This is a genomic window from Nostoc spongiaeforme FACHB-130 (assembly GCF_014698475.1).
Lineage (GTDB): Bacteria > Cyanobacteriota > Cyanobacteriia > Cyanobacteriales > Nostocaceae > Nostoc_B > Nostoc_B spongiaeforme.
The window spans coordinates 1-25,213 of the sequence record NZ_JACJTB010000047.1 but is presented as its reverse complement, the minus strand read 5'-3'; the positions used below and the strand labels follow the sequence as shown (position 1 = coordinate 25,213).

Below are 25,213 nucleotides of genomic sequence, written 5' to 3'. Positions count from 1 at the left end.
TAAGTAGTTTGTGCATCGCTCATTTTAAATCAAGGCAATGGATACAAAACGCAAAGTCAACGTTTGGTGGAAATACGTTGTTCTATTTATGCTGGTTTTGGCATTTAGACCAACTACATACTTTATTCGTCAGGCTTTGCGGGGAGATCCAATCGATATTAATTATTTTTGGACAGAACTTTCCCCTTTTGGACTACTCAAACAAGGTCTGTATAACGGCAATGGTGGTGCTGATTGGAAAATCGGCCGGACGCAAGTTACCATTTGGAATGCAGAACAGTTACGTTCTGAGCCAGAGTTAAGACAGTTTGCTTTAGAATTGGTCAATCGAGATCGCACTTTAAATAATTTAAAACCTTTAACGGCAGACTCTTTACTATCACTCGCTGCACAATTCCACGCCCAAGATATGCTAGAGCGGCAGTATTTTAATCATATTTCTTTAGATGGGAAAAATCCCAGCGATCGCTACATTCAAATTGGTGGTAATCGGCGTGTGGCAGTTGGCGAAAATATTATTCAAGATAGTGTGCAAGGTTTAGGTTTAACTTACGGTAAAGTCGAAGATTTTCAACGCGGTTGGATGTATAGCAACAGTCACCGCCAAAATCTCCTCCGACAGGAATATAAAAAATTTGGCTATGGTATGGCTGTTGGCAAAAATGGCCAAATTTATGCAGTCCAAATGTTTAGTGATTAAAATCTGCCACAACTTATTTCCCACTAGCTTTAAAGTTTAGCAGAACAAGAAGATGCGATCGCTCACTACTATCATAGGCTAATTCGGCGTATTTTCTGAAAGTATAGCTCTCAGATGGGTCGAGAATCCTGGCTTTGCTCATAATAGCGATCGCCAACCCTAACTAATCAATCGTGTTCACAATCATTGTACTTCTTGATGTTTTAAAACAATCATCTTGAAAAAACTTTCTGAGGCAAGAGGAAGAATTTTTATATTTCATGCTCCAGTTTTGTACCTCATTTACTTGCAACCTGCGGGATGTTTTGGGTTGGGTTTACTTACGTTTTGATGAATTATTCGTTCTATCGCAGACATTGTTTGATTTGCTGTTAAACCAGTGATATCAAACCACTGAGCATTAATAATGAGAAGCAATGGAGTTAAATACTTCCGATATTCTTCCACTGCGAAAATTATCTAATGTTTTTGGTTTTTTGTTGCCACCAATTCCCACACATCAGTTCTGATTCTTTCTGTGTCTTTGGTTTCTTTTTTACCATTCATAGTACTGGAATACCTACAATTATTGTATTATGAATGGTAGATTTACTGTATTGTTGTTTCGCGTTTTATATTGGTTTTGCTTACTCTACCTAAACAATTTATAGGTAGGGAATGCACTCAATATTTCTTGTGCAAGAGGATATTGTTATGCCCTACTTTTGCAAGTATTTTCGTAGACTTGAAGATAGACTGCGATTAGAGCAAGGTTTTGCTACACCGATTCTGCCATTGAAAGTGCCTTTCCCGGCGGGTAAATCAGCCTATGATTCAGGCATTGCCTGGTGGTTAGCTCAATGCTCAAACTTAGTCTATGAAAATAAAATTACTGTTGCCTTTGAGTTAAAAGATGTGGGATTCGATAGCATTCTTTTCTTTGATACTCAAGGCACACAGGCATTTTTAGCAACTCATCCAGGTGTGGATGGAGGCGGCAAGTTTGCAGTACTGGCTTTTCGCGGAACAGAGGAAGACTCTATCGATATCCTGACTGATATTAATTTTGTGAAAAGACTATTTCCTGATGAAAACCTGTTAGAAAATGCAGGTCTTAAGGAAAATTCCATTGCCAAACTTCCTAAACTTTATGCCCACGGAGGCTTTGTGGCAGGTATTGAAAACATCTGGGGTACGGCTGTAAGCAAAGAAATTGAAGACCTTTATAACGAGCCAAATCAAAAGGTCAATTGGCTTGGTCTTCCAGGCGTAAGCAATGCCTTACTTGACTTATATCAGCAACCTAATGATACTGCACTCTACATTACAGGGCATAGTCTGGGCGGGGCTTTAGCTACATTGGCAGCTTACAAATCACTGGTGTATGAAAAGAGTTTTTACATAACAGCACTCTACACCTTTGGCTCACCCAGGACTGTTCAACAAGCTCTAGCAAAAAAGATCGCTCAGAAGTTTGACGGGCGATCGCATCGGATTGTGAACGGTATTGATGTTGTACCGCGTTTACCACCGCGAGTTCCAGTTCTTCTCGATTTTAGTCACATCAATAAATTAGTTTATTTTTCAAAGAATCGTCACCGCAAAGTCAAAACATTTTGGGGAGAAGATACAATTGTCCTTCTAATATTGATTGTTGAGTTTATGTTAACGCTAATAACGCGCTTAATATCCACAATCTTGTCTCTAGTCGGAATACCAGTTAAGCCTTATACACCTGTGACGATTAAGAAGCACATGATTACTGAATATATTCGTGATTTGGAAATTGATTTGAAAATTACAAGTAGGCGTAAATAGACAGTTTGTGCAATCGGGCATAAAGCGGTGGCGATCGGTGTCCTCTGTCTGGATTAAGTCAGTAAAAACTTCGACTTTTCTACATGGACAGTGATAGCTAAAACCCAGAAGTGTTGAATGTTAAGAAAAAGCCTATAAAAATAGCCCAAAATATAGTAAGATTTGGGCTAAATATTAAAATATTTTAGTTTATTAATTCCCCACCTGTCTTTCAGACCTCTTTTCTGATTTTATTCCTCCCAGAGTTACAAAAGAAAGATAGACAAACTCCCCACCTGTGCCGTCAGCCACTTATACCAATTATCTAAACCCTCACCAGTCATCGCCGAAACCTGAAAAACTTGTATATTTGGGTTAACTTGTTTTGCATATTCAATGCAACGTTCCACATCAAACTGCACGTAAGGCAATAAATCAACTTTGGTGAGAATCATCATCTCACTGGCGCGGAATATATGGGGATATTTTAGCGGCTTATCTTCTCCCTCAGTGACAGAAAGAATTACAACTTTTGCTTGTTCTCCCAAATCAAATAAAGCCGGACAAACCAAGTTACCAACATTCTCAATCATCACCACAGAATTTAGTGGTGGGTTGAGTTGTTGTAAACCTCTTTCTATCATCGACGCATCTAAATGACAGCCTGTACCTGTGTTGATTTGGACAACTTTACAGCCTGTTTCTTTAATTTTTTGAGCATCATTAGTTGTTTCTTGGTCGCCTTCAATTACACTAATGGGTAATTGTTGTTTTAAATCATTAATTGTGCGAGTTAATAATGTTGTTTTCCCTGCACCGGGAGAACTCATTAAATTTAAGGCGAGAATATTTCGACCCTTAAACCATCCCCGGTTTTGGGCTGCTAATAAGTTATTTTTTGCTAAAATGTCTTGTTCTAAAGATATGGTTGTGCCGTGAATTTTGGCATGAATTTGTGGTGTTTCATCGTGATGATGGGTATGGGTAATCACAGTGCCATCGGGTAAGGTATGGGTGTGGGTATGATGGTCGTGATGGTGATTAACTTCACCTGTTTGGAGATTGGTAATTTTACCTTCAGCATCATCAGAACAACCGCAAGTTACACACATATTTCCTCTATTTCTATTTCTTTAATTTTGAGTTCTTCGCCAGTTATTAAATCAAGTTGCACACTACCACATTGGCAAACACCAAAAGGCTTATCAAGAGCAATTTCCGCACCGCATTGACGACATTTGGCTAATCCTGGTATTTCGATAATTTCTAATAGGGAATTTTCTAAAAGTGTGCCTTTAGAGCAAATATCAAAACAAAATTTAATCGCATCTGGCATAATGGCTGAAAGTTTGCCAATTTCTAAGACTACTTTCTGCACTTTCATGCCTTTGGCGTGTTCGGTGACGATGGCTACTATATTTTGGGTTATTCCTAGTTCGTGCATACATTAACAAATAATTTTTTGTCTCACGCAGAGGCGCAGAGGCGCAAAGAAGAGGGTAATACTTAACAAATTCTTGGTAGTTGGTCGCCTACTAACATATCTACAATTCGTTCAGCACCAAAAACCGTTTTGAGGAAGACAACACCGGGAGGTGAGGCGATAACTTCACCAACTATACAAGCATCTTTGCCAGCAGGATGAGTTTTCATGGCTGATAAAACTTTATCGGCGTTCTCCTGTTTTACTACTACGACTAATTTACCTTCGTTGGCTAAGTATAAGGGGTCTAAACCTAAAATTTCGCAAACCCCTTTGACTTCTTCTCTAATAGGAATTGATTTTTCATCCAGGCGAATGCCAACATTAGATGTGAGGGCAAATTCATTTAATACTGTGGCTAAACCGCCGCGTGTTGCATCCCGCATAGCATGAATTTCGGGGCAAGCTTTGAGGATGGTTTCTACTAAACTATATAAGGGTTGGCAATCACTATTAATATCAGTTTCTAAGGCTAATTCACCACGGGCGATTAAAATTGCTGTACCATGATTTCCTACTTCACCGTTAATAATAATGGCATCTCCTGGTTGAATATTGTGTGCTGAAATATTCACGCCTGTGGGAATGACACCAATACCAGCAGTGTTAATAAATAATTTATCAGCTGCACCACGATGCACAACTTTTGTGTCACCTGTCACAATTTGCACGCCTGCATTTTTGGCGGCGGCTTGCATACTGGCTACTACACGCCGTAGAGTTTCTATGGGTAGTCCTTCTTCTAAAATTACGCTACAGGTAAGATATAAAGGTTTTGCACCGCTAACTGCTAAATCATTAATTGTGCCGTTAATTGCTAATTCTCCAATATCGCTACCAGGGAAAAATAAAGGGTCTACAACATAAGAGTCTGTGGTAAATGCGAGTCTATCTCCTTGTTGTAAAAGATTGGCTAAATTAAAGCTGGCTTGGTCTTCTAATTGACTCAAAATTGGATTATCAAAACTCTGGATAAAGACATCATCAATTAAATCACGCATGGCTTTACCGCCACTACCATGTGCTAAATTTATATGACTATCTCGAATTTTTGATTGGCGACGGTGGGCTTGTGCAATTTTTTGCAACAGGGGATTTTGTAATTGATTTGATGATGATAAATCCATATAGAATTGATTAAAATAATTTATGATAAATAGGTGACAGGTGATAGGCGACAGGTTACAGGTGATAGAGATAAAAAGTTGTTTATTAAATAACTATTAATATCTCCTAATTCCTGACTCCTGCCTCCTGCCTTCTAACTAGTTTTATCTACCTGTTTCGTCATGTCTACCGCGATGTCTATCACAGTGTAAGATACCGTTGACAGCCCAATTTTCACGTTCAAATTCATCAATGTGAATGGTTATCCATTCTGGTTTGGTATCTAAAGATGTAACCAGGGCATTAGTAATAGCTTCGACTAGATGCCGTTTTTTTTCGATGGAATGACCACGGGCAATTTTGACTGTAACAAAAGGCATAAATTCCTACTCCAATCCTAAATTTTTTGTGTTGTAGAGTGCGGATTGCTCACTCTTATATTAGGTTATGAAGTTAGGGTTGCTGTTTGTTTTTCAGTTACTTTTTTTTGCGTGAAATTGGAGAAGCGTCCGTATTTGTAATAAGCTGCACAAGCACCTTCCGAGGAAACCATACAAGTACCTATCGGTGTTTCTGGGGTACAGGCTGTACCAAATACTTTACATTCCCACGGTTTTAAAACTCCTTTGAGAATTTCGCCACATTTACAAGCTTTATGGTCAGCAACTTTTTGGTTAGGAATAGTAAATTTTACTTCTGCATCAAATTGGCTATATTCAGGACGAATTTTTAAGCCGGAATTTGGTAGTTCTCCTAAACCTCGCCATTCAAAAGTTTCGCGTACAGCGAAAACTTGATTCATCGCTTTTAGTGCTATTTGATTTCCGGCTTTTTCAACTAGTCGATTATATTGGTTTTCGACTTCGTAACGATTTTCTACTATCTGTTTTAATAGCATCCAAACTGACTGGAGAATGTCTAATGGTTCAAAGCCAGAAACAACTATTGGTTTATGATATTGTTGGGCGATAAATTGATAGGGGTCAGTACCAATTACCATGCTGACATGACCAGGTCCAACAAATCCATCTAGTTGTAAATCTGGGTTATCTAATAGTGCTTTGAGGGCGGGAATAACTAATACATGATTGCAAAACATACTAAAGTTATGTATGTTTTCTGCATCAGCTTGGAGGATGGTAAAAGCTGTGCTGGGGACTGTGGTTTCAAAGCCGAGGGCGAAGAAGACTACTTCTTTGTTAGGGTTATCTTTGGCGAGTTGCAAGCTATCTAAGGGTGAGTACACCATACGGATATCTGCGCCTTTGGCTTTGGCTTGCAAGAGGCTGTCTTTAGAACCGGGAACGCGCATAGTGTCGCCAAAGGTGGCAAGAATCACGTTAGGATGTTGGGAGATAGCGATCGCATCATCTAACCTCCCCCTTGGCATCACACAGACTGGACAACCAGGCCCATGTATTAATTCAATATTGTCGGGCAGTATTGCTTCAATACCGTATTTAAAAATAGAGTGAGTATGTCCGCCACAGATTTCCATAATTTTAATATGTTTTTCTATTTGGCGGCTGATTTTTACTATTTCTTTTTGTAGGGCGTGGGCTTTTTCTGGTTCCCGAAATTCGTCAACGTATTTCATACAATTTAGGTCTAATTTACTGTATAAACTCTGCGTTAAAATCTCTAACTCATAGCGGCGATTTCTGCTAATAATTTTAATGTCTCCGCCGCTTCTTCTTCATTAATTCGATTCATCGCAAAACCAACGTGAACTAATACCCAATCTCCTAAACAAGCTAAGGGTGGATGTTGTTCATCGACGATGCAAGCGATGTTAACTTGACGTTTAACACCCGCAACATTCACAATGGCTAATTTTTTCTGAGTGTCGGTAATTTCGACAATTTGTCCAGGAATTCCTAAGCACATTTGTATTTTCCCTTTATGAGAAATGAACCGCAGAGGCGCGGAGGGCGCAGAGAAGAAGAGTTAATAATTTGTAATTAATCTGGCGGCTGTAATTATGGCTTGTCCTAACGATAAACCGCCATCGTTAGTAGGAACTAAGCTATGAGTTAGTACGTTAATATTAGAGGCTTGTAACTGTTGAGTAACTAACTGTAATAAGATAGTATTTTGAAATACTCCTCCTGTGAGAACTACTTGCTGAATTTGATATTCTTGACACAGAAGCTTAACCATTTTTACTGTAATATGAGCTAAACTCTGGTGAAATTTAGCAGCTATGACTGATTGGGGAATTTGTTGCTGCAAATCACTGAGTAAAGCAGACCACATTGGTGCTGAGTCTATACAATAGATATTATCGGAAAAGTTAAAATTAAAGGGATAAATTAGCTTTTCTTTATGATTGTTTAAGATGTTAACATCAACTAAAGATTCTAAGGCGATCGCAGCTTGTCCTTCATAGCTACATTCTTCAGTACAAATACCAATAGCGGCGGCTACAGCATCAAATAATCGCCCGACTGATGAGGCTGGAGGCGAGTTAATATTTTTTTCTATAACCTGATTGAGTAATTGTAATGGCTTTTTTCCCAAAAATTTTAATATTTCCAAATCAGTATATTTTGATTGACATTGCTCCCAAAGATTTGCTGATATTAAATGGGCATAAGTATTACGCCAGGGTTGGTAAATTGCTTGTTCACCACCTATCATCGCCACTGGTTTAAATGTTGCTAGTCGCTGAAATTGACGGTAGTCAGCCAGCAGAAATTCTCCACCCCAAAGTGTGCCATCTTCACCGTAACCCAACCCATCAAAAGCAATACCCAAAACTGGTGATGTATTTAAAGGAATGCCATTTTCTGCCATACAAGCAGCAATATGGGCGTGATGATGTTGAATTTGATGCAGAGGAATTTGATTAGCCGTGGCGAGTTCTTTACCAAGTTTACTAGAGAGATATTCGGGGTGTTTATCGATGGCGATCGCTTCTGGTTTATGCTCAAATAAATTTAAGTATAAATTCAGCGTTTCCTGATAAGCATTAAACGCCGCCGCATTTTCTAAATCACCTAAATGTTGCGATAAAATTGCCTCACCATCACGCAACAAGCAAAAAGTATTTTTTAACTCACTCCCCATTGCCAAAATTGGCGCTACTTGCTCAAATCCTGGCGGTAACTTAATCGGTGCTGGTGCATATCCCCTCGCACGACGGATGATTTGAATTTGCTCACCAACTACCCGCACAACCGAATCATCGATACGATTAACAATATCCCGGTTATGTAATAGAAAATAATCAGCAATCTTCCCCAATTTTTCTAACGCCGTATCATTATCAATACACTGTGGTTCATCAGAAATATTGCCACTCGTTAACACAATGGGTCGATTCATCCGCCGCAAAATTAAATGATGCAGAGGCGTATAAGGTAACATGAATCCGAGAGTATTTTGTCCAGGTGCAACAGATTCTGCTATAGAGTGCTGAGTGCTGAGTGCTGAGTGCTGAGTGCTTCTATTATTATTTACAGAACTTAAACTCAATCCTTCTTTAACTCCTCTTCCCTCCTCTCCTTTGCGCCCTTCGCGTCCTTGGCGGTTCGTTTCTTCTTTCCTCCGCAACAAAACAACTGGCGCAGCAGAACTAACTAATAACTCCTTCTCTTTCTCACCAACAATACAATATTCCTCAATTACCGCCAAATCTCGCGCCATCAAAGCAAAAGGCTTATCATAACGACGCTTACGCTGACGTAATTTCTGCACAGCAACTTCATTTGTTGCATCACAAGCCAAATGAAACCCACCTAACCCCTTAATTGCAACAATCTCACCCTTTTGCAACAATGTACAAACAGCATCCACATCATCCATCATCGAAAACATCGAAGCCGTGACAGGTTTACCATCAGCACGTTCTAGCCAAGCAGAAGGGCCGCAACTATGGCAAGCTGTAGGTTGGGCGTGAAATCTGCGGTTTTCGACATCGTGGTATTCTGCTGCACATTCACCGCACATCACAAACGCAGACATACTGGTATTGCATCTGTCATAGGGAATGGCGCGAATAATACTCAGACGGGGGCCGCAATGAGTACAGTTAGTAAAAGGGTAACGGTAAAATCGACTAAAGGGGTCGAAGATTTCCTTTTGACATTGGGGACAAGTCGCCGCATCTGGTGTGATGTCAGTTTTGATTTTGTTACTGACACTTGGCGAAATCACAAAATCATCACCGTTTAACTCTTCTGTACATCGAGTTCTGACTAACTCTTGAATTTTTGCCAGTGGTGGACATTCTTGCTGTAACCTCACCACAAACTCAGTTATCGCTTCCTCACTCCCAGAGACACGAATTAATACACCTTCTCCATCATTACAAACATCGCCCCGCAACCCGCAAGCCTTAGCCAGACGGTAGACAGTTGGACGAAACCCCACCCCCTGAACAGTACCTCTAACTCTGATTTCTTCACTTACCATATTCTTCTCTTTGCGTCCTTGGCGGCTTGGCGGTTCGTTTAATTCTCCCCATCAAACCCCCACAATAAAACCCGATTATTTCCAGAATCAGCAATTATCGCCGTATTCCCGCAAATTTTTACCCCATAAGGCCAATTCAAACTATCACGCTTCGGGAGTCCATAATTGCGGTTTTCGCTTTTGCTTGCAAAGCTACTTTGTCCAATAATTGCCGAAGCGATCGCACCTTGCAATGATAATATAGATTCCGGCTGCTGCCATCCTAGCAACCGTGAATTCGCCGTATCCGCCACTAGCAACCATTCCGCAGTCGTCGCCACCCCATAAGGCATACTTAAACTACTTCCACTCGGCCAATATACTCCTTGATTCATCTCTACAAAATCAAAGCTATTTTGTCCTAACACTACCGCACAAGGCGCATTATTTTCTGTGGGGATACCTTGCCAAATCATCACGCGATGATTACCCGCATCAGCAACAACTAAATTATCATGCCACACTGCAATATCATGACACCAACGCATACTCGCCGCCGTTGCAGAAGCACCGCCATTTTCATTACGAGAAATCATATCTGGTTGTCCCAGAACTATATCCGCAGGTTGACCATTTTCCGTGGGTAATTCCCGCCAAATTAACAACCTGCGATTACCCGTATCCGCCACAAATAGCTTACCTTGATGATAGAAAACACCATAAGGCCAGTGCATTGTATTGGCAGTTGCTTTTTGAGTACCGCGATTAGGTTCATTATCAATAAAATTCGCTTGTCCTAACACCAAATCGGCTGGCACATTGCTATCTTCTGGGACATTTTGCCAAATCAAAACGCGATGATTCCAAGCATCAGCCACCGCTAAACCTTGCCCACAAATACAAATTCCGGTGGGGACGCTAACCGTATTTCTACCTGGCTTACCTTTCGCATTTTGACCTTCATGATAAAAGTCTGGTTGTCCAATTACCCAGTCTGCCGGTTGATTATCGACCGTTGGTAAATTGCGCCATCCTAATAATCTATGATGTCCTGTATCTGACACCCACAATGACTGATTTTCTGATATTAAACAAGCCCCACGGGGGCCAAACATTGTGATTGGACTAGGTGCTATTGGTATAGCTAATTGTTGCGGTTCAAGACTAGTACCTAAAATTACCTCCGCACCAAATGGTGATAAAGGTAAATTAGATAAACTTGTTACAGAATTACTATTGTTAGGAATAGACATGAACCGCCACGAAACACTAATTTTTATTTAAAATTATCGGCGGATATCAGCTTGTATCGGCGGTTGCTATTTTTTAGTCTATTTTTGATTACCTACATATTGAATGCGATAAATCCGGTTATTAGCTTCCTCTGTGACTAATAAACTCCCATCAGGTAAAACTAATAAACCAACAGGCCTTCCCCAAGTAGTTGGGGTACTGGGATTTAACAAAAATCCTGTGAGGAAATCTTCGTAATTACCTTGTGGTCGTCCTTGGGTATTAAAAGGTACAAATACAACTTTATAACCAGTCCCGCGATCGCGGTTCCAAGAACCACGAAACGCCACAAAAGCGCCATTTTTGTATTTTTCAGGAAAACTCTTACCATCGTAAAACTGCACACCTAACGCCGCCGAATGAGCTTGAAATAACACATCAGGCGTACGAGTCCGGGCTGCTAAATCTGGGCGTTTACTTTTACCATTCGCCGTTTGACGGGGGTCAAGTGTATTTGGTGTTAAGTAAGTATAAGGCCAACCATAAAATTCTCCCTGCCGAATGCGGGTGAAATAATCAGGAACCAAATCATCCCCAATACCATCCCGTTCATTCACCGTTGTGTAGAGTTCCTTCGTCACCGGATGAAAATCCAAACCCACAGGATTTCGCAAACCAAAGGCGAAAGTCTGCTTTTGAGAACCATCCAAATTCATCACCTGTACAGAAGCCCTCGGTAACTCTTCCTCATCCACATTAGAACGAGAACCAACCGAAACATACAACTTCTTACCATCTGGTGCAGCTACTACATTTCTTGTCCAATGTTGGTTATAACCACCGCCAGGAAGATCAGCAATTTTTGTCCCAGTCCCCGATAGTTGCTTTTGTCCTTTGCTGTAAGGAAACCGTAAAACCTCATCAGTATTCCCCAAAAAGAAATAATTCCCCGCAAACGCCATCCCAAAAGGAATATTTAAGCCATTGTCTGCACTCGCAAATGTTTGACTCACATCAGCCACACCATCGCCATTACTGTCTCTCAACAAACGGATGCGGTTTTCCCTCGTTTCTGTCACCAGCACATCGCCACTGGGAGTTAAAGCCAACCACCGGGGTGCGTCCAAACCTTCCGCAAAGACATTCACCTGAAATCCTGGTGGTACACGCAACACCGGATTTTGCGGAATAGATACTATCTCTGGGCGCTTCGAGGCGCTTTTGGTAGCAAAAGGTGGCGGTAACTTCTGCAAATTGATGCGAATTGGTTGTGGCGCAAGCGGTTCAGTACGGATAATATTTTTTGATTGTGTATTTGCTGCTAATAGAGGCGCAGGCGTAGATTCAGAAACGGCACGAGTTTGGTTACAACCTGCTGTCATTAATAAAAAAGCCAACCACCAACAACGCCGAAGAAATTTCATAACCTTGAGAAGTTAGACGCAACTTTTGTAATTTAGAATTAAGACTGAATTTTTGTCGCCTATCTCAAGTTTGATTTATATACCAATACGGTTCAGATAAAAAAATTGGCGTTGCATAAATGCGGAATGAATTAAGCTTTTTTAGCAACTTTAACTATCGATGTTTCGCGCAAAGGCGCAAAGGCGCGAAACAGAAAACACTCTTCTAATCAGCAACGCCGAAAAATAAATTTCAACAAAACCAGCAAATGGAAACTCAACAAAAAACGAAAAAATAATTTTGGAGGGGGTTTGGGGGACGCAACCGTCCCCCAATCGGGGGCTTGGGGGAGAATCCCCCAAATCTTTCTCATTATCTAATAGGTAGAGCAGAAATTGAGAAATCAACTCTCATCACCTTAACTGAAGCATATTGTCTTATAGCCACAATTTCAATCGTCAGACTTCCCAGGTAAAAACAAACTTGTCTCTAAATAATTCCGTAAGTCCAGAGAAACATCACTTGCGGTTTTCAAACAGTCTAAAAGTAATTGGTTAGCATCCCAATACTGTTGTATCTCCTCCAAATCTTGAAGATTGAATTGCCAATTATGCCCGATTTGTCGGTTGGTAATCATCCAATTACGTAAGCTTTCTGTCCAGCTTTTGCCATTCTCTTGCCACCAAATTTTTAAAACTTCTCTACCTTGGCTGGGTGAAGGTAACTGATTTTTAAGGTTTTGCAATGCTGTGAGTAGTTCTGGTTGATTTATTAACAAATGCTTGAGATCAAGGGATAAACTCAAAGCCGAAAATCTTGGTAAGAAAATATCAGGATTTATGCCCAAACTCACAGTCAATCCATGCGTTAAAGCCAAATCTAAGGCTAAATCTTCGGCGAGATTGCCTGCAAGCTGATTATCCAAAAGTATTGCAAATTCTTGATTACAAGCTAAAGCACATTCTGAAGGCAAGGCCAGAGTAAAGTAAAAAGCCCGCACACTTGCTATATGATAAGGCGTGTTGACGGCGGCGGATTTTTGCATTAACCAAGTCAGTAAATGATGTAATTTATAATTTTTTCGAGATAAATTATCAATCTTTTTTTTCATTGATTTTAATAATTCATCAGCAGGGTTTAACATTCCTGCACTTAGTAAAAAAACTTCCCGCCAATATTTTTTACTCAGGTGATTCATCAATTCTGCTAGTGTTGGCGAATTAATGTTAATCACTATTTCCTTAGCTGTTAGATATTGTTGTAAGCTGAAATGCGAAAAAGCATAAATCCCCAGTGCTTTTTGCATTAATAATCCGTGTTGGGCTTCAATTGCCTGTAATATAGATGCACTTTCTATTTCTAAAGCTGCGGCATCTTGAGGTGGATTAAAATTTTGCAGTAAATAATCTGTAATTAGTTGGCACAGATGAGATTCAGGTTGGAAATAACTGCTTTGGGGAAAGGTAATAGCTGCTAGATGGCTGAGTAATTTAATTTTGTGTAACAGCGAAAAATGAGGATAAATTTCATCTCTTTTAATACCTTTAGCTTCATCCCAGCGCGTGAGGAGTAAGTCTAAAATTTGTTTATAAATTTCAGCACGATTGTGGGGAAAATCTTCATTAAACTGAAAGATTAAACAAATAAAATTCAGTAAAAGTGGTGTGGTTGCTAAATCTAGAATTGGGAAATTTGCTTTTAATTCCAGCTTTTGCATAAATCGACTGGATAAGTCTTTGGCTATGGCTGGAGATTGCTTGGCAACTGAAAGAAACCATTTTTCGGCAAAATTAGCTATTTGCGATTGACTAAAATTGCTAATTTCGACTTCTGTAAAGCCATAAAATTTATAATTTTGTACACCTAGTCTACAAGTAATGATTATTTTATTTTTGTAAAATTTTTCTGTAAACTGACGAATTTTGCTGATGATTTTACTGATATCTTTACCAATGACTTCATCTAAGCCATCTAATAAAATTAAGGCTCGTCCATGAGTAAAGACTGTATTTAGTTCTTGTTCACTAATTTCCAAATTGAGAAAAGATTCATATAAATAGTTAAATAAACTAATTTGACTAGAACCGCGAATATCTTCCGCCAAGTCTTTTAAACGGATAAAGATGGGTAAATAATCAGGTTGAAATAATCCTAGATTACAACTATTGGCGATCGCCTGCAAAAATGTGGTTTTGCCAGCACCAGGCTTACCTAGCACCATCAGCTTGTCATATTTTTTGACTGCTGCGATTCCCGAAGTTTTAGTTTGCGGCCAGTCAGCTACACCCAAGGAGTTATTTTCTTTCATCCATACCTGGGGAAATTTCTTAATTTCTAGCCATCTGCGACTGTTAATTTCTTCTAAAATCTCAACATCTACATAAATATCATTGAATTGTATCGGTTGGGCAACATCCAAAATTTGCACAGTACCGCACTGCATTTGAATGTTTTCGTGATAAATAGACCGCAGTTTTTGTACGACTACCTCAATATCTAATGACAGATTTGCAGGGCTGTCTAACAAACTTGATTCATCTGTGGTGAAAGACTGGGCGATTTCTGCGGTATCCAGTTCCAGGGCAAAGCAAATATCGTTAAATACATGACGGTCTATCCGTTGGCCAGTAAAAAACTTCCAAATGGCTTGGCGAGTCTCTAAGCCTACCTCAGCTGCTAAATATTCTTGTGTCCAACCTTTACGTTTAAAGGATTGTTTTGCTTTTCTGATCCCTTCAGCTGATGCTTGGAGCGATCGCTTTGCCATAATCTACCACCAAAATCTGTATAAGATTACTTGTTTGTATACAACTTATACAAGTTATACGCCAAGTTAAACAAAAACCCCAACATCATTTCATACATCGGCTAGACATAATAGAAATCGAGTCAGCCAAATCTACATACCCAACTAGCTGAAGGCATTGTCCAAGTAGCAAATGCTCTTTGAGCAATGCCCAAGCTTTTATTTAGTGCTGTAAAATCAGTTTCATCAGAACTGCCTTGTTGAATTAATACCATTAAGACTGACGCAAGAAATCTCTCAAACTCTGATAAATTTGCGTTCTTAGCGTCCTTGTTGAACATACTTTAGTTTTTTCCCACCCATAAATAAGTCAGTTAAAATCTCTCCTCTGCTGCCTTCCTGGCTCGTAAACTCAAGCTAGAACTTCAGGACATATAACAGCATTCAGTCTCAGCGTCCGTTCTTCAACTACTACAATAAGGAAATATATCCGAATATTTTGACTTATTTGCTTTATGTCAGTTTTAGCAGCGATCGCAGTCTTGGCTGTTTTAATTTTGGTACATGAACTGGGACACTTTGTAGCAGCAAGGTCTCAAGGCATTTATGCTAACCGCTTTTCCTTGGGGTTTGGGCCGATTTTGTGGAAATACCAAGGAACGGAAACCGAATATGCTATACGTGCTTTTCCCTTGGGTGGCTTTGTTGGTTTTCCCGATGATGACCCAGATAGTGACATTCCACCCAACGACCCGAATCTGCTGCGTAACCGTCCAATTTTAGACCGGGCGATCGTGATCAGTGCGGGAGTCATCGCAAATTTAATCTTTGCCTATTTAGTTCTAGTACTGCAATTGGGCATTGTCGGCATCCCCGAAAAGTTTAATTATCAACCCGGTGTAATTGTTCAACCAGTCAATGAACAATCCATAGCCTATCAAGCCGGAATTAGAGAAGGTGATATCGTTTTAGCCATTAACGGTCAAGAACTTCCAGCTTCCGACAAGTCCACAGCTATCTTGACCAAAGAAATTCAAACCCATCCCAATCAGGAAATTTCCCTCAAAGTTCAGCAGAAAGATCAACAAGTTTCTCTGAAATTAACTCCCACACTAGGCGCAGATGGTAAAGGCTTGGTTGGTATTCAATTAGGGCCAAATGGTAAACCTGTTTTTCGTCGCCCTAGCAATCCTTTTGAGATTTTTGGCATTGCAGCTAACCGCTTCCAACAATTATTTGTCGGCACACTTAATGGTTTTGGACAATTAATTACCAACTTCCAACAAACCATCGGACAAGTTTCTGGCCCAGTTAATATCGTCAAAGTTGGTGCAAAATTAGCCGCCGATGACAGCACAAACTTGTTATCTTTTGCCGCAATTATCAGCATTAACTTAGCCATTATCAACATATTGCCCCTCCCAGCATTAGATGGCGGACAACTAGCTTTTCTATTAATTGAAGGTTTACGCGGTAAACCCTTACCTAACCGCATTCAAGAAGGTGTAATGCAAACTGGCTTAGTCCTACTTTTGGGTTTAGGTATTTTCTTAATTGTCAAAGAAACCATCCAGTTAACTACTCAGTAGTCATGGTACAAAATTAAAGCACTCAGACTCAAGTCTGGTGCTAATCAAACCAAGCCTGCCCGTGCAGGCTAATTTATTTTTTACTTACTAATTTCTGAGTAAATAGGCAATTATTTTTTTACTTTTGCCTTTTTACTTTTGCCTTTTTTTATGACCACCCGCAAATCTCCCTCAAAAAAACAACGAGCGTTAGAAATTCTCCAACGCCTCAAGCATTTATACCCAGATGCAACTTGCTCATTAAACTACTCAACACCTGTACAATTACTCGTTGCAACGATTCTTTCCGCACAATGTACAGATGAGCGCGTCAATAAAGTTACACCAGCTTTATTTGGTCGCTTTCCCGATGCAGCCAGTTTAGCCAATGCTGATTTAGAAGAATTAGAAAACTTGGTGCGTTCTACAGGGTTTTATCGCAACAAAGCTAAAAATATTCAAGCCGCCTGTCGAATGATTGCGACTGAATTTGATTCGGTTGTTCCTAATCAAATGGAGCAACTATTAAAATTACCTGGCGTGGCGCGAAAAACAGCAAATGTAGTTTTAGCTCACGCTTATGGGATCAATGCTGGAGTAACTGTAGATACTCACGTTAAGCGCCTCAGTCAACGCCTGGGTTTAACTAAACATGCTGAACCCATTAAAATTGAACAAGATTTAATGAAATTATTACCCCAACCAGATTGGGAAAATTGGTCAATTCGGCTAATTTATCATGGTCGTGCTATTTGTAAAGCCCGTTCTCCCGCTTGTTCAGCTTGTGAGTTGGCTGATTTGTGTCCGACATCTGACAAATAATTTGGATAAGTACTGAAAAACTGATATCTTAATGCTCAAGAGAAGGGAAAATGATTCAAGCCCAACGCAAGCTAGTCACATTTGCAGAATTTACTCAATGTAAACCAGAAGATGGGCGTTATGAATTGCATGATGGAGTCATCATTAAAATGCCGCAGCCATTGGGAGGACATGAAGAAGTTATAGGCTTTTTAGTGACTAAGTTAGTGGTGGAGTATGAACGCTTACAACTGCCATACTTTAGACCGAAAACAGCACTAGTAAAACCACCAGAAAATGAATCTGCTTACTCAGCAGATATACTATTGCTGAATCGGCAAAACTTGATCAATGAACCTCTTTGGCAAAAGCAATCTACTGTGATCTACGGAGCCTCAGTGCCTTTAATTGTTGAGGTCGTTAGTACGAATTGGCGGGATGATTACTTTAAGAAACGTGGCGAGTACGAAGCAATAGGAATACCAGAATACTGGCTTGTTGATTACGCCGCTTTGGGTGGTAGAGAATTTATTGGGAAACCGAAACAAGCCACTATTTTGATTTTCTCGTTAGATGAAGGCGAGTATCAAGTTAAAAAGTTTCAAGGGGATGAGCTGATTCAGTCTCCAACCTTCCCAGAACTGATTTTAACCGCCCAACAGATTTTTCAAGCAGGTAACATAACGCCATAGCTGTTTCCTAGACCCGCCAGTGATTCTGAAGGATCGCTGAGACGGAGTAACAGTCTTCGTAAAACCCCTGTTCCCTGTTCCCTGTTCCCTGTTCCCTTTAATATCAAAACTATCCCTAGAATTGATTCTGACACTGTAGAATGGAAAATGCTGTCTTTATTTAGAATGTATGGCGAAGAAAAGTATGATTGAGCGCGAGAAAAAACGCGCCAAATTAGTCGCAAAGTATGCGGAAAAGCGGGAAACTCTGATGGAAGAGTTCAAACAGGCAGAATCTTTAGAAGAGAAACTGGACGCTCACCGTAAAATTCAACAACTACCCCGGAACAGTGCGCCCAACCGTCGCCGCAATCGCTGTTGGGTAACTGGTCGTCCTAGAGGTGTTTACCGTGACTTTGGACTGTCTCGGAACGTTCTGCGGGAGTGGGCGCACGAAGGTTTATTACCTGGAGTTGTTAAGTCTAGTTGGTAGTCATTGGTCATTGGTCATTGGTGAGCCAGTGCGGTCTTGGGGGTTTCCCCCATGAGCAACTGGCGAACCCGAAGGGTCATTAGTCATTGGTTATTGCTAAGGACAAAGGACAAATGACAAATGACAAAATTATTGACCACAGCAACGGTCTATACCCAGACTTTCTAAGAGTAGATCGCTGACGGCGTTAGCGATCGCAAACTCTCCATAAAAGCTTTTGGAAAAATCAAACCCTTGCATCTCTGTGACAATGGCAATTACCAGAGAACCCAAGTCGTTTTCTCCTTCCATACGTTGGCGTACATAAATTTGCGCGGCTCGTTGAGCAATCGTTTGGTTGACTGCTTCAGGGATAAATTCTGCATCTAACCACCGCAACAAACGCTCTTGTAACCACTCACCTTCAAGGAGGGGGTTGTTAGCTGGTGGTAGGGTAATGGATGGGATTGGTTGTGTCATTTTGGTAAATGCAGAGTCATGCTAAATATATCCCAGAGGAGCGCAGAGGATGGCGATCGCATCAAATTGCGTTCCTCTGAATTTTTTTATTTTATTTTGATCTATCTATGCAATATGATATCGCTGCAATTATTCAAGGATATGCCCAAGGTTATTTTCTCATGGCTGATGACGCTCATGGCTTGGGTTGGTATGGTAGCCGCGATCGGACTTTGATTCCTCTAGATCAGCGATTCCGCTATCCTAAGTCGTTGCAGCGTGTTTTGAATCAAGAACGGTTTACAGTGGCAATTAACCGCGATTTTCCGGCTGTTGTTGATGGATGTGCGAACCGAGAAACAACCTGGATATCAGATGAATTAAAAGAAATTTACTTTTTACTGCATAAAACAGGTTTTGCTCACAGTTTTGAAACTTGGCAAGGTGATGAACTCGCAGGCGGTATTTTAGGAATAATAATTGGCGGTGCTTTCATCGGTGAATCGATGTTTTACCGCATCCCCGAAGGCTCAAAAGTAGCAATGGTCAAATTAGTGGAAAGATTGCGTCAAAAACAATTTGTCCTGTTTGACGCTCAAATGATGAACCCGCATTTAGAACGCTTTGGTGCTTACGGTATTGGCGATGAAGAATATCAAACTTTACTTCATAAAGCGTTGCAGCGTCCCTGTTCTTTGGTGTAAGAATGTAGGGCATGATGTTGCTCATTCCTGAAATTTAGCGACCAATTTTTATGGGTGCAGAAGTTTACTGGTACTACACAAATTATCAACCTGATCTGAATGCAGCATTACAGAAGCTCCGCCAAAGAGAATTTCAAGCAGGTAGATATAATCCTGCAATACCATTGCTTGATTTTCCGATTACAGAAAATTCTCCTGCTCCTGGAGCGCAGCATATCTCCATTGAAGCAGCACTAGAAGCCTCTGAGGCAGATGGCACACGTTCAATTCTTGATATTCTTCGAGTTGATGATAGGCCATGTCCACTATCAAGAGATGAGTTTAAAAAAGCGTTACGAGGTGGAGAAGAATTTTATCAAATACTTGGCGAAGTTTTTAACACTGCTTTTCTACTACCTCCAGCAGAACTTATGACTTTATTTGGAACTGAGCAACCCACTCATGAAATGATAGAGTCAGTGCTTCTTGGTAACACAAATCCTAATGGCAGAAATCAATTTTGGCACAGTATTGATAGAGGTACAGCAAGATATATCATTGTTTATGCAGACAACCAGCCGAGTGAAATTTTCTTTGCTGGCTATTCTTTTGATTGATAGCATTCATTTACAAGATTGATTTAAGGTGGAGCATTCCTGTCAATTGAGTTATTGTTATAGCAATCCTATCTGAGTTGTAAAAAATATTCTTTTTAACGAACCGCAAAGGACGCAAAGGACACAAAGAAAGAGAAGAAAGAGAAGAAAGAGAATTTCATAAATAATTTAGGATTCCTATAATAGGCAAAAATTCTTTTATGGAACTGTCTAATTTATATACAAAAACAAAAATTCAAAAATTTGCTGATACTGTTCGTAAGTATTGTGATTGGGCAGAAGCTTCTAGCAGCGATCCAGAGCAAGAAATGGTAACGGCTCGAAAACTTTTAGCTGAACTTCATTTAGGTATAATTGATTTACTTGAAATTGATTTGTCCGATATTAATTGTGGCAAAGAAGTAGACGATATTCGCTCATCTTACAAATTAAGTAGTGTTTATAAGCGGTTTCAGATATTACCTATTGATAATTATTGGGATGTGTTTGAACCACTAAATATAGAAGATAATCAACCTGTAACTAACAGTCTTATCGATGATTTAAATGATATTTATCAAGACCTCAAACGAGGTCTTATACTTTACGAGCATAGTTATCTTATGGAAGCAGTATGGGAATGGCGTTTTCATTTTGAAATTCATTGGGGCGCTCATTTAGTGGGATCGCAAAGGGCAATTCATAATTATTTTTCGTAGTAGGAATGGTAAACAAATTCTTCTACACCTTTTGTTCAGTTACCAATGTAAGACTAACCCATTCACCTTTATCGTTATAGCTGCGAACCATGCGCTGGCGTAAGTTAGGCTGAATTAACCAACCAACTTCTAAAAATAAGGGTTGACGTAATTTTACTTGCAAGGGCGATGTTGCAGAAGCACCGTTAGGTAATAATAAAATTTGTACTTGCTTTTGTGGGTCTTGGTCAAAGTGAATGATTGAATCTTTAATAGTCGCTGTTGAAGTGATAGTTCTTTCGCCAAAAGTTAAACTCTGCACTAAACGTCCAGTATCATCTAAATGTAATTTTAACGTTGAAGAGAAAGTATCTGGCGATCGCCAGTCAGGATATACTGTAATTGCTTCACCGTGCCATTCTCCCAATAAATCATTGACCGTTAAGGGAGGATGTTCTACTGGTTCGGTTCCGGCTAAATGTTCTCGGATTAAAGTTATTTTATCAAGTTGACCGTTTTTATCAAATAACTGCACTAAACGTACGCGGCGATTTTCATAAATTAAACTTAGTTCTGCACCAAATTCGGTAAATGGTGCTAACTGAATTGAACCTTGTGAAAATGCACCATTTTCAAAAAAAAGTGTTGCTTTAGATAGTGAACTGTATTCTAAAACTAAATCTTCTTGACCTTCGCGGCTAACAACTTGGTGAATAGTTTTATTATCATTCAACCCTTCTAAAGAAACTACGCTTTTAACATCGTTCAACAGCACACCTTGAGGTGAAAATCTGGTGAATGAACCTTGCCATTCACCAAGATTTTTTAATAAATATTCCCATTGAGATGTCATGTTATTTGTCCTTGGTCATTGGTCATTTGTCATTTGATTAATATAATAGAGAACTTTTGACAAGAGACTAAGCCTTAGCAAATCGATGTACAGCAAATAAGCTTCCTATTAATCCTACCGTTGCACCGAAACTTAAGAGAATCAGAGGTAATAATAAGATTTGTGTGGGTGCAAGTTGCAAACCATTGGCAAGGAATTGGATAAACTCTGGTTGATTAGCGAGTAATTTGCCTAAAAATTGTTCGATGACGGAAATAAAACTCCAAGCGATCGCACCACCAACTAAACCAAAGGAAATTCCTTGTAAAATAAACGGTAGGTAAATCCAGGCGGAAGTTGCGCCGACTAGCTGCATAATTTCAATTTCCCGCTTTCGCGCCAGCACAATGAGGCGAATGGTGGTAGTAGTAACAGCGATCGCAGTTAAAGTCAAAATACTGGTAATTGTCACAGTAAACCAGTTTAAACCTCGATGCAACTGAGCGATGCGTTTTACAGCTTCATCGACATACTCAACGGTCTCAACTCCCCGTAATTTAGCCAGACTTGTAGCTAAAACTGGTACAGCTTGAGAGTTACGCGCTTTGACTTTCATCTCATCCACTAAAGGATTTTCCCCTAGCTGCTGAGTCGCACCATCAATATCTGCAATTCCCAAATCCTTGACTAATTTTGGCCAAGCTTCTTCTTTAGAAATGCTTTGCATCGAAACCACTTCCGGCATTTTCACGACTAAATGTTCGATGCTTTTGGCTTCTACTCCTGGTTCTAAATATACTGAAACTTCTAATTGGCTACCGAATTGATTGAGGAGTTTTTCTACTTGCCAAGAAGTTTGCAAACTCAAGCCGAACAAAAATAATAATACAGCCACAGTGCTAACGGCTGCCCAATTCATCCAGCCACCACGCAATAATCCTAAAAAGGTTTCTTTTAATAAATAGTCGAGTTTAGTGAGAAATTTGAACACAGACCACCCCAACATCACAAAAGTAAATCGTAATCACTCTTTATACTCGATGTGATGAAGTTTACCCATGTCATTCTTACTAAAAAAGTGCTGAGTAAGAAACACTCAACACTTTTAACTCAGCACTCAGCACTTAATAATGCGTAGCCGACTTACGATGATGCACAGCCGTCACACCATCTTGATTTAATACCTTACCATCCTCCACGGTGGCATAAACTAACCAGTGGTCTCCCGATTCCATACGGTTCTGCACTTTACACTCCAAGTAGGCTAAAGCATCTGCCAAAATAGGGGAACCGTTTGTACTTTCTTCAGTGGCGACACCAGCAAATCGGTCTTCACCAGGGCCGAAGGGTTTGAGGAAATGTTTCATCAACCCTATGTGACTGCCCTCCTTAAGAATATTCAGGACAAATTCGTTACCTGAGTGGGTCAGTGGTTCTACTGCCCGTTCTTTAGCAACAGCAATAGTTAACCCTGGTGGATTAAAACTGGCTTGGGCTACCCATGAGGCTAACATAGCACTGGCTCTATCTTCTTGCTTGGCTGTCAGCACGCACAAGGAACCAACGATGCGTCCTACTGCTTGTTCGACATTGGTCGCGGGGACACTTTGAGTCCGTACTTTTTTCGCTTTCTTCAGTGCTTGGGCAAAATCGGTTCCGGCTTCTTCACACAATTGCAGAGTCGCATCATCAGGTTTAAACTTGACGCGGATGGTATCAAACCCAAAGCGATAGCCAGCATCTTTGAGTCGGCTTTCAATTAAATCGACGGCTTCACCACTCCAACCAAAGGAACCAAAGACACCCGCCAGTTTATTGTTTGTTCCGGTGGAGAGAACAATCCCTAAAGCTGTTTGTACAGGTGTTGGTGCGTGACCGCCGAGGGTTGGCGAACCCATGACAAAACCAGCCGACTTTTCCACAGCCGCGCGGATTTCTTCTGGTTCAGTAAATTCGCAGTTAATTGATTCTACCGCCACACCAGCTTTTGTAATGCCACGGGCGATCGCTTGGGCTAAGGTGGCAGTATTTCCATACGCTGAGGCATAAATTAACGCCACTGTCAAGTCAGCCGAGGTTTGCTGTTGACTCCATTGACGATAAGCTTTGGTTAGCTCAATTAAGCCGTAACGTACTAAAGGCCCGTGTCCTGTACCATACAAACGTGCTGGAAAATCCGCGAGTTTTTCTAGTGCTGTTTCCACCTGCCGCGCATGGGGAGCCATGAGGCAGTCATAATAATAACGGCGGTCTTCGTTGATAATTTCCCAGCCTTCATCTAAAACTTGGTCGCCGCAGATATGCGCCCCAAATAACTTATCTGTGTAGAGAATTTCGGTTTGGGGGTCGTAGGTGCAGAGTTCATCAGCGTAACGGGGATTGGGTGTAGGAATGAATTGCAGGTTATGTCCCTTACCCAAATCCAGAGTTTCTTCCCCCCGCATCACCATAATTGGTAAATCGGGATTTTCTAAAGCACCACGTAAATTTATCGCCCCTGGGTTAGAACAAACAAAGGTAATTTGGGGTGCAATTTCTAATAAAGCTTTTAAAGTGGCGGCGCGGTTAGGGTTGACGTGACCGAGAATGACATAATCAATTGCTGTCACATCAATACGCTGTTGCAACGCATCCAGATAAATTTGCGTAAAAGTCTCCCCAGGGGGGTCAATCAAAGCGATTTTATCTGCTTGAATCAAATAAGAGTTAGCCGTAGTCCCTTTAGCTAGAGCATATTCTATTTCAAATCTTAACCTTGCCCAACTGCGCGATCGCATTACAGTTGTATCGGTCGCAATTGGTAGTATCTGCACGTCACGCGGTTTAGTATCTGGCATAATTTTTGAATAACTTGTTTATTTTTAAGCATTTATTATGGCTTAAACAGCAATTGCTACACATGAGTCCACAATTGCAGCAAAAGAGTAACCATTTAAATTAAAGCTTAGTTTAGTTGATTAAATTTTCAGCATTTCTTATGAAGAAGATAAAAAAATTAATTGCAGATATCTAGCGATGTCTACGACGGGCTGCGCCTACGCATCTTTTATTTGCGGGGACTAACAAAAAATCATGGTTTGAAACCCACGGAGGTGGGTTTTGTCTGTGTAGAAGCGGTTTCTAACCGCCCATTTTGGTTGTCGCTTTTGTGAAGTCTGTTTGTTAATCAAATCTGCTAAACTGATTTACTCAAGCAATTACAACCCGTAGAAATCCTCATCGAGAATTTAATCGACTGAAAAAGGACAAACCGTTGGATACTCACTTTCTTCTGGGACACGAACCCCAAATTTAGCCAGCTTACCTTCTTTTATCGCCAGCTTTCGACCATCTGCATAAGCATACAGTCGGAACCCCACCCCGCATTTGCTTACGCAAACGCTCCCCTCCCCGCTTGCCTACGGTGTACACACAAGTGGTAGCTGCAAGGGTTTCAGGCATAACAGACCAGTTAAATTAAGTTGTACACATAAATAGATGTCTATTAGTAAGACAAGGAAAGTGAGGAGAAAAAACAGATGGAAAACCCAATTTTAATTCATGCACAAGAGTCTCAGGGGAAAACATTCGGCGACCCCAGGCTGGTAAA

At 40.5% G+C, this 25,213-nt stretch carries 26 protein-coding genes; 9 read left to right on the top strand and 17 right to left on the bottom strand.

Annotated elements, in window-relative coordinates:
• The first annotated feature begins 37 nt into the window (after positions 1-37).
• Positions 38-700, top strand: coding sequence for a CAP domain-containing protein (locus H6G74_RS25445; RefSeq protein WP_190970297.1), 663 nt, complete (start codon positions 38-40; stop codon positions 698-700).
• A 13-nt stretch (positions 701-713) separates the two neighbouring features.
• On the opposite strand, the gene H6G74_RS31645 is transcribed toward H6G74_RS25445, so the two are convergent.
• Positions 714-842: a hypothetical protein gene (locus H6G74_RS31645; RefSeq protein WP_277927183.1), complete on the bottom strand. Its 129-nt coding sequence runs from the start codon at positions 840-842 to the stop codon at positions 714-716.
• 533 nt (positions 843-1,375) lie between these two features.
• Here H6G74_RS31645 and H6G74_RS25440 point away from each other — a divergent pair.
• Positions 1,376-2,497: a lipase family protein gene (locus H6G74_RS25440; RefSeq protein WP_190970296.1), complete on the top strand. Its 1,122-nt coding sequence runs from the start codon at positions 1,376-1,378 to the stop codon at positions 2,495-2,497.
• A gap of 245 nt (positions 2,498-2,742) precedes the next feature.
• On the opposite strand, the gene hypB is transcribed toward H6G74_RS25440, so the two are convergent.
• The 11 genes from hypB to H6G74_RS25385 form a co-directional block, all read right to left on the bottom strand.
• On the bottom strand, positions 2,743-3,588 hold the full coding sequence (gene hypB / locus H6G74_RS25435; protein WP_190970295.1) for a hydrogenase nickel incorporation protein HypB: 846 nt from the start codon (positions 3,586-3,588) through the stop codon (positions 2,743-2,745).
• Entirely contained in the window at positions 3,579-3,920 is a 342-nt protein-coding gene (locus tag H6G74_RS25430; RefSeq protein ID WP_190970294.1) for a hydrogenase maturation nickel metallochaperone HypA/HybF, read from the bottom strand. Before H6G74_RS25430 ends, hypB begins: the two co-directional genes overlap by 10 nt.
• 62 nt (positions 3,921-3,982) lie before the next feature.
• Positions 3,983-5,086, bottom strand: coding sequence for a hydrogenase expression/formation protein HypE (gene hypE, locus H6G74_RS25425; RefSeq protein WP_190970293.1), 1,104 nt, complete (start codon positions 5,084-5,086; stop codon positions 3,983-3,985).
• Positions 5,087-5,230: 144 nt separating this feature from the next.
• Complete coding sequence (locus tag H6G74_RS25420) at positions 5,231-5,446, bottom strand: tautomerase family protein (protein ID WP_015111665.1); 216 nt, start codon at positions 5,444-5,446, stop codon at positions 5,231-5,233.
• 65 nt (positions 5,447-5,511) lie between these two features.
• Positions 5,512-6,663: a hydrogenase formation protein HypD gene (gene hypD, locus H6G74_RS25415; RefSeq protein ID WP_190970292.1), complete on the bottom strand. Its 1,152-nt coding sequence runs from the start codon at positions 6,661-6,663 to the stop codon at positions 5,512-5,514.
• A gap of 44 nt (positions 6,664-6,707) precedes the next feature.
• On the bottom strand, positions 6,708-6,953 hold the full coding sequence (locus H6G74_RS25410) for a HypC/HybG/HupF family hydrogenase formation chaperone (RefSeq protein ID WP_190970291.1): 246 nt from the start codon (positions 6,951-6,953) through the stop codon (positions 6,708-6,710).
• A gap of 60 nt (positions 6,954-7,013) precedes the next feature.
• Positions 7,014-9,482: a carbamoyltransferase HypF gene (hypF, locus tag H6G74_RS25405; protein WP_190970290.1), complete on the bottom strand. Its 2,469-nt coding sequence runs from the start codon at positions 9,480-9,482 to the stop codon at positions 7,014-7,016.
• 38 nt (positions 9,483-9,520) lie between these two features.
• Positions 9,521-10,714 (bottom strand): hypothetical protein, encoded by a 1,194-nt coding sequence (locus tag H6G74_RS25400; RefSeq protein ID WP_190970289.1) that lies wholly within the window; start codon positions 10,712-10,714, stop codon positions 9,521-9,523.
• A gap of 78 nt (positions 10,715-10,792) precedes the next feature.
• Positions 10,793-12,118, bottom strand: coding sequence for a PQQ-dependent sugar dehydrogenase (locus tag H6G74_RS25395; protein WP_190970288.1), 1,326 nt, complete (start codon positions 12,116-12,118; stop codon positions 10,793-10,795).
• A gap of 431 nt (positions 12,119-12,549) precedes the next feature.
• Positions 12,550-14,865, bottom strand: coding sequence for an NACHT domain-containing protein (locus H6G74_RS25390; RefSeq protein WP_190970287.1), 2,316 nt, complete (start codon positions 14,863-14,865; stop codon positions 12,550-12,552).
• 122 nt (positions 14,866-14,987) lie between these two features.
• Positions 14,988-15,185: a hypothetical protein gene (locus H6G74_RS25385; RefSeq protein ID WP_190970286.1), complete on the bottom strand. Its 198-nt coding sequence runs from the start codon at positions 15,183-15,185 to the stop codon at positions 14,988-14,990.
• 174 nt (positions 15,186-15,359) lie between these two features.
• Between H6G74_RS25385 and rseP the strand changes: the two genes are divergently transcribed.
• The 4 genes from rseP to rpsN all read left to right on the top strand — a co-directional run bounded on the left by rseP (position 15,360) and on the right by rpsN (position 18,377).
• Positions 15,360-16,433 carry an RIP metalloprotease RseP gene (gene rseP / locus H6G74_RS25380; protein ID WP_190970285.1) on the top strand — a complete coding sequence of 358 codons (1,074 nt, stop codon included), beginning with the start codon at positions 15,360-15,362 and terminating at the stop codon, positions 16,431-16,433.
• Positions 16,434-16,583: 150 nt separating this feature from the next.
• Entirely contained in the window at positions 16,584-17,234 is a 651-nt protein-coding gene (nth, locus tag H6G74_RS25375; RefSeq protein ID WP_190970284.1) for an endonuclease III, read from the top strand.
• A gap of 50 nt (positions 17,235-17,284) precedes the next feature.
• Positions 17,285-17,905 (top strand): Uma2 family endonuclease, encoded by a 621-nt coding sequence (locus H6G74_RS25370; RefSeq protein ID WP_190970283.1) that lies wholly within the window; start codon positions 17,285-17,287, stop codon positions 17,903-17,905.
• A 169-nt stretch (positions 17,906-18,074) separates the two neighbouring features.
• Entirely contained in the window at positions 18,075-18,377 is a 303-nt protein-coding gene (rpsN, locus tag H6G74_RS25365; RefSeq protein ID WP_190592192.1) for a 30S ribosomal protein S14, read from the top strand.
• Positions 18,378-18,506: 129 nt separating this feature from the next.
• On the opposite strand, the gene H6G74_RS25360 is transcribed toward rpsN, so the two are convergent.
• Positions 18,507-18,836 (bottom strand): hypothetical protein, encoded by a 330-nt coding sequence (locus H6G74_RS25360; protein ID WP_062291975.1) that lies wholly within the window; start codon positions 18,834-18,836, stop codon positions 18,507-18,509.
• Positions 18,837-18,943: 107 nt separating this feature from the next.
• Between H6G74_RS25360 and aat the strand changes: the two genes are divergently transcribed.
• From aat to H6G74_RS25345, 3 genes are all read left to right on the top strand, one after another.
• The gene (gene aat, locus H6G74_RS25355; protein WP_190970282.1) at positions 18,944-19,519 is read left to right on the top strand and encodes a leucyl/phenylalanyl-tRNA--protein transferase; all 576 of its coding nucleotides are present in this window, start codon (positions 18,944-18,946) and stop codon (positions 19,517-19,519) included.
• 50 nt (positions 19,520-19,569) lie between these two features.
• Positions 19,570-20,115 (top strand): hypothetical protein, encoded by a 546-nt coding sequence (locus H6G74_RS25350; protein WP_190970281.1) that lies wholly within the window; start codon positions 19,570-19,572, stop codon positions 20,113-20,115.
• Between the two features lie 200 nt (positions 20,116-20,315).
• A complete protein-coding gene (locus H6G74_RS25345; RefSeq protein ID WP_190970280.1) occupies positions 20,316-20,813 on the top strand; it encodes a DUF5063 domain-containing protein in 498 nt (165 codons plus the stop codon).
• A gap of 22 nt (positions 20,814-20,835) precedes the next feature.
• Here the strand turns inward: H6G74_RS25345 and H6G74_RS25340 are convergent, their stop codons facing one another.
• The 4 genes from H6G74_RS25340 to H6G74_RS30960 all read right to left on the bottom strand — a co-directional run bounded on the left by H6G74_RS25340 (position 20,836) and on the right by H6G74_RS30960 (position 24,983).
• Entirely contained in the window at positions 20,836-21,645 is an 810-nt protein-coding gene (locus tag H6G74_RS25340) for a DUF3598 family protein (RefSeq protein ID WP_190970279.1), read from the bottom strand.
• A gap of 67 nt (positions 21,646-21,712) precedes the next feature.
• Positions 21,713-22,615 (bottom strand): cell division protein FtsX, encoded by a 903-nt coding sequence (locus H6G74_RS25335; protein ID WP_190970278.1) that lies wholly within the window; start codon positions 22,613-22,615, stop codon positions 21,713-21,715.
• A 133-nt stretch (positions 22,616-22,748) separates the two neighbouring features.
• On the bottom strand, positions 22,749-24,461 hold the full coding sequence (locus tag H6G74_RS25330) for a diflavin flavoprotein (protein ID WP_190970277.1): 1,713 nt from the start codon (positions 24,459-24,461) through the stop codon (positions 22,749-22,751).
• 390 nt (positions 24,462-24,851) lie between these two features.
• Complete coding sequence (locus H6G74_RS30960) at positions 24,852-24,983, bottom strand: hypothetical protein (RefSeq protein ID WP_449289976.1); 132 nt, start codon at positions 24,981-24,983, stop codon at positions 24,852-24,854.
• Positions 24,984-25,213: the final 230 nt, after the last annotated feature.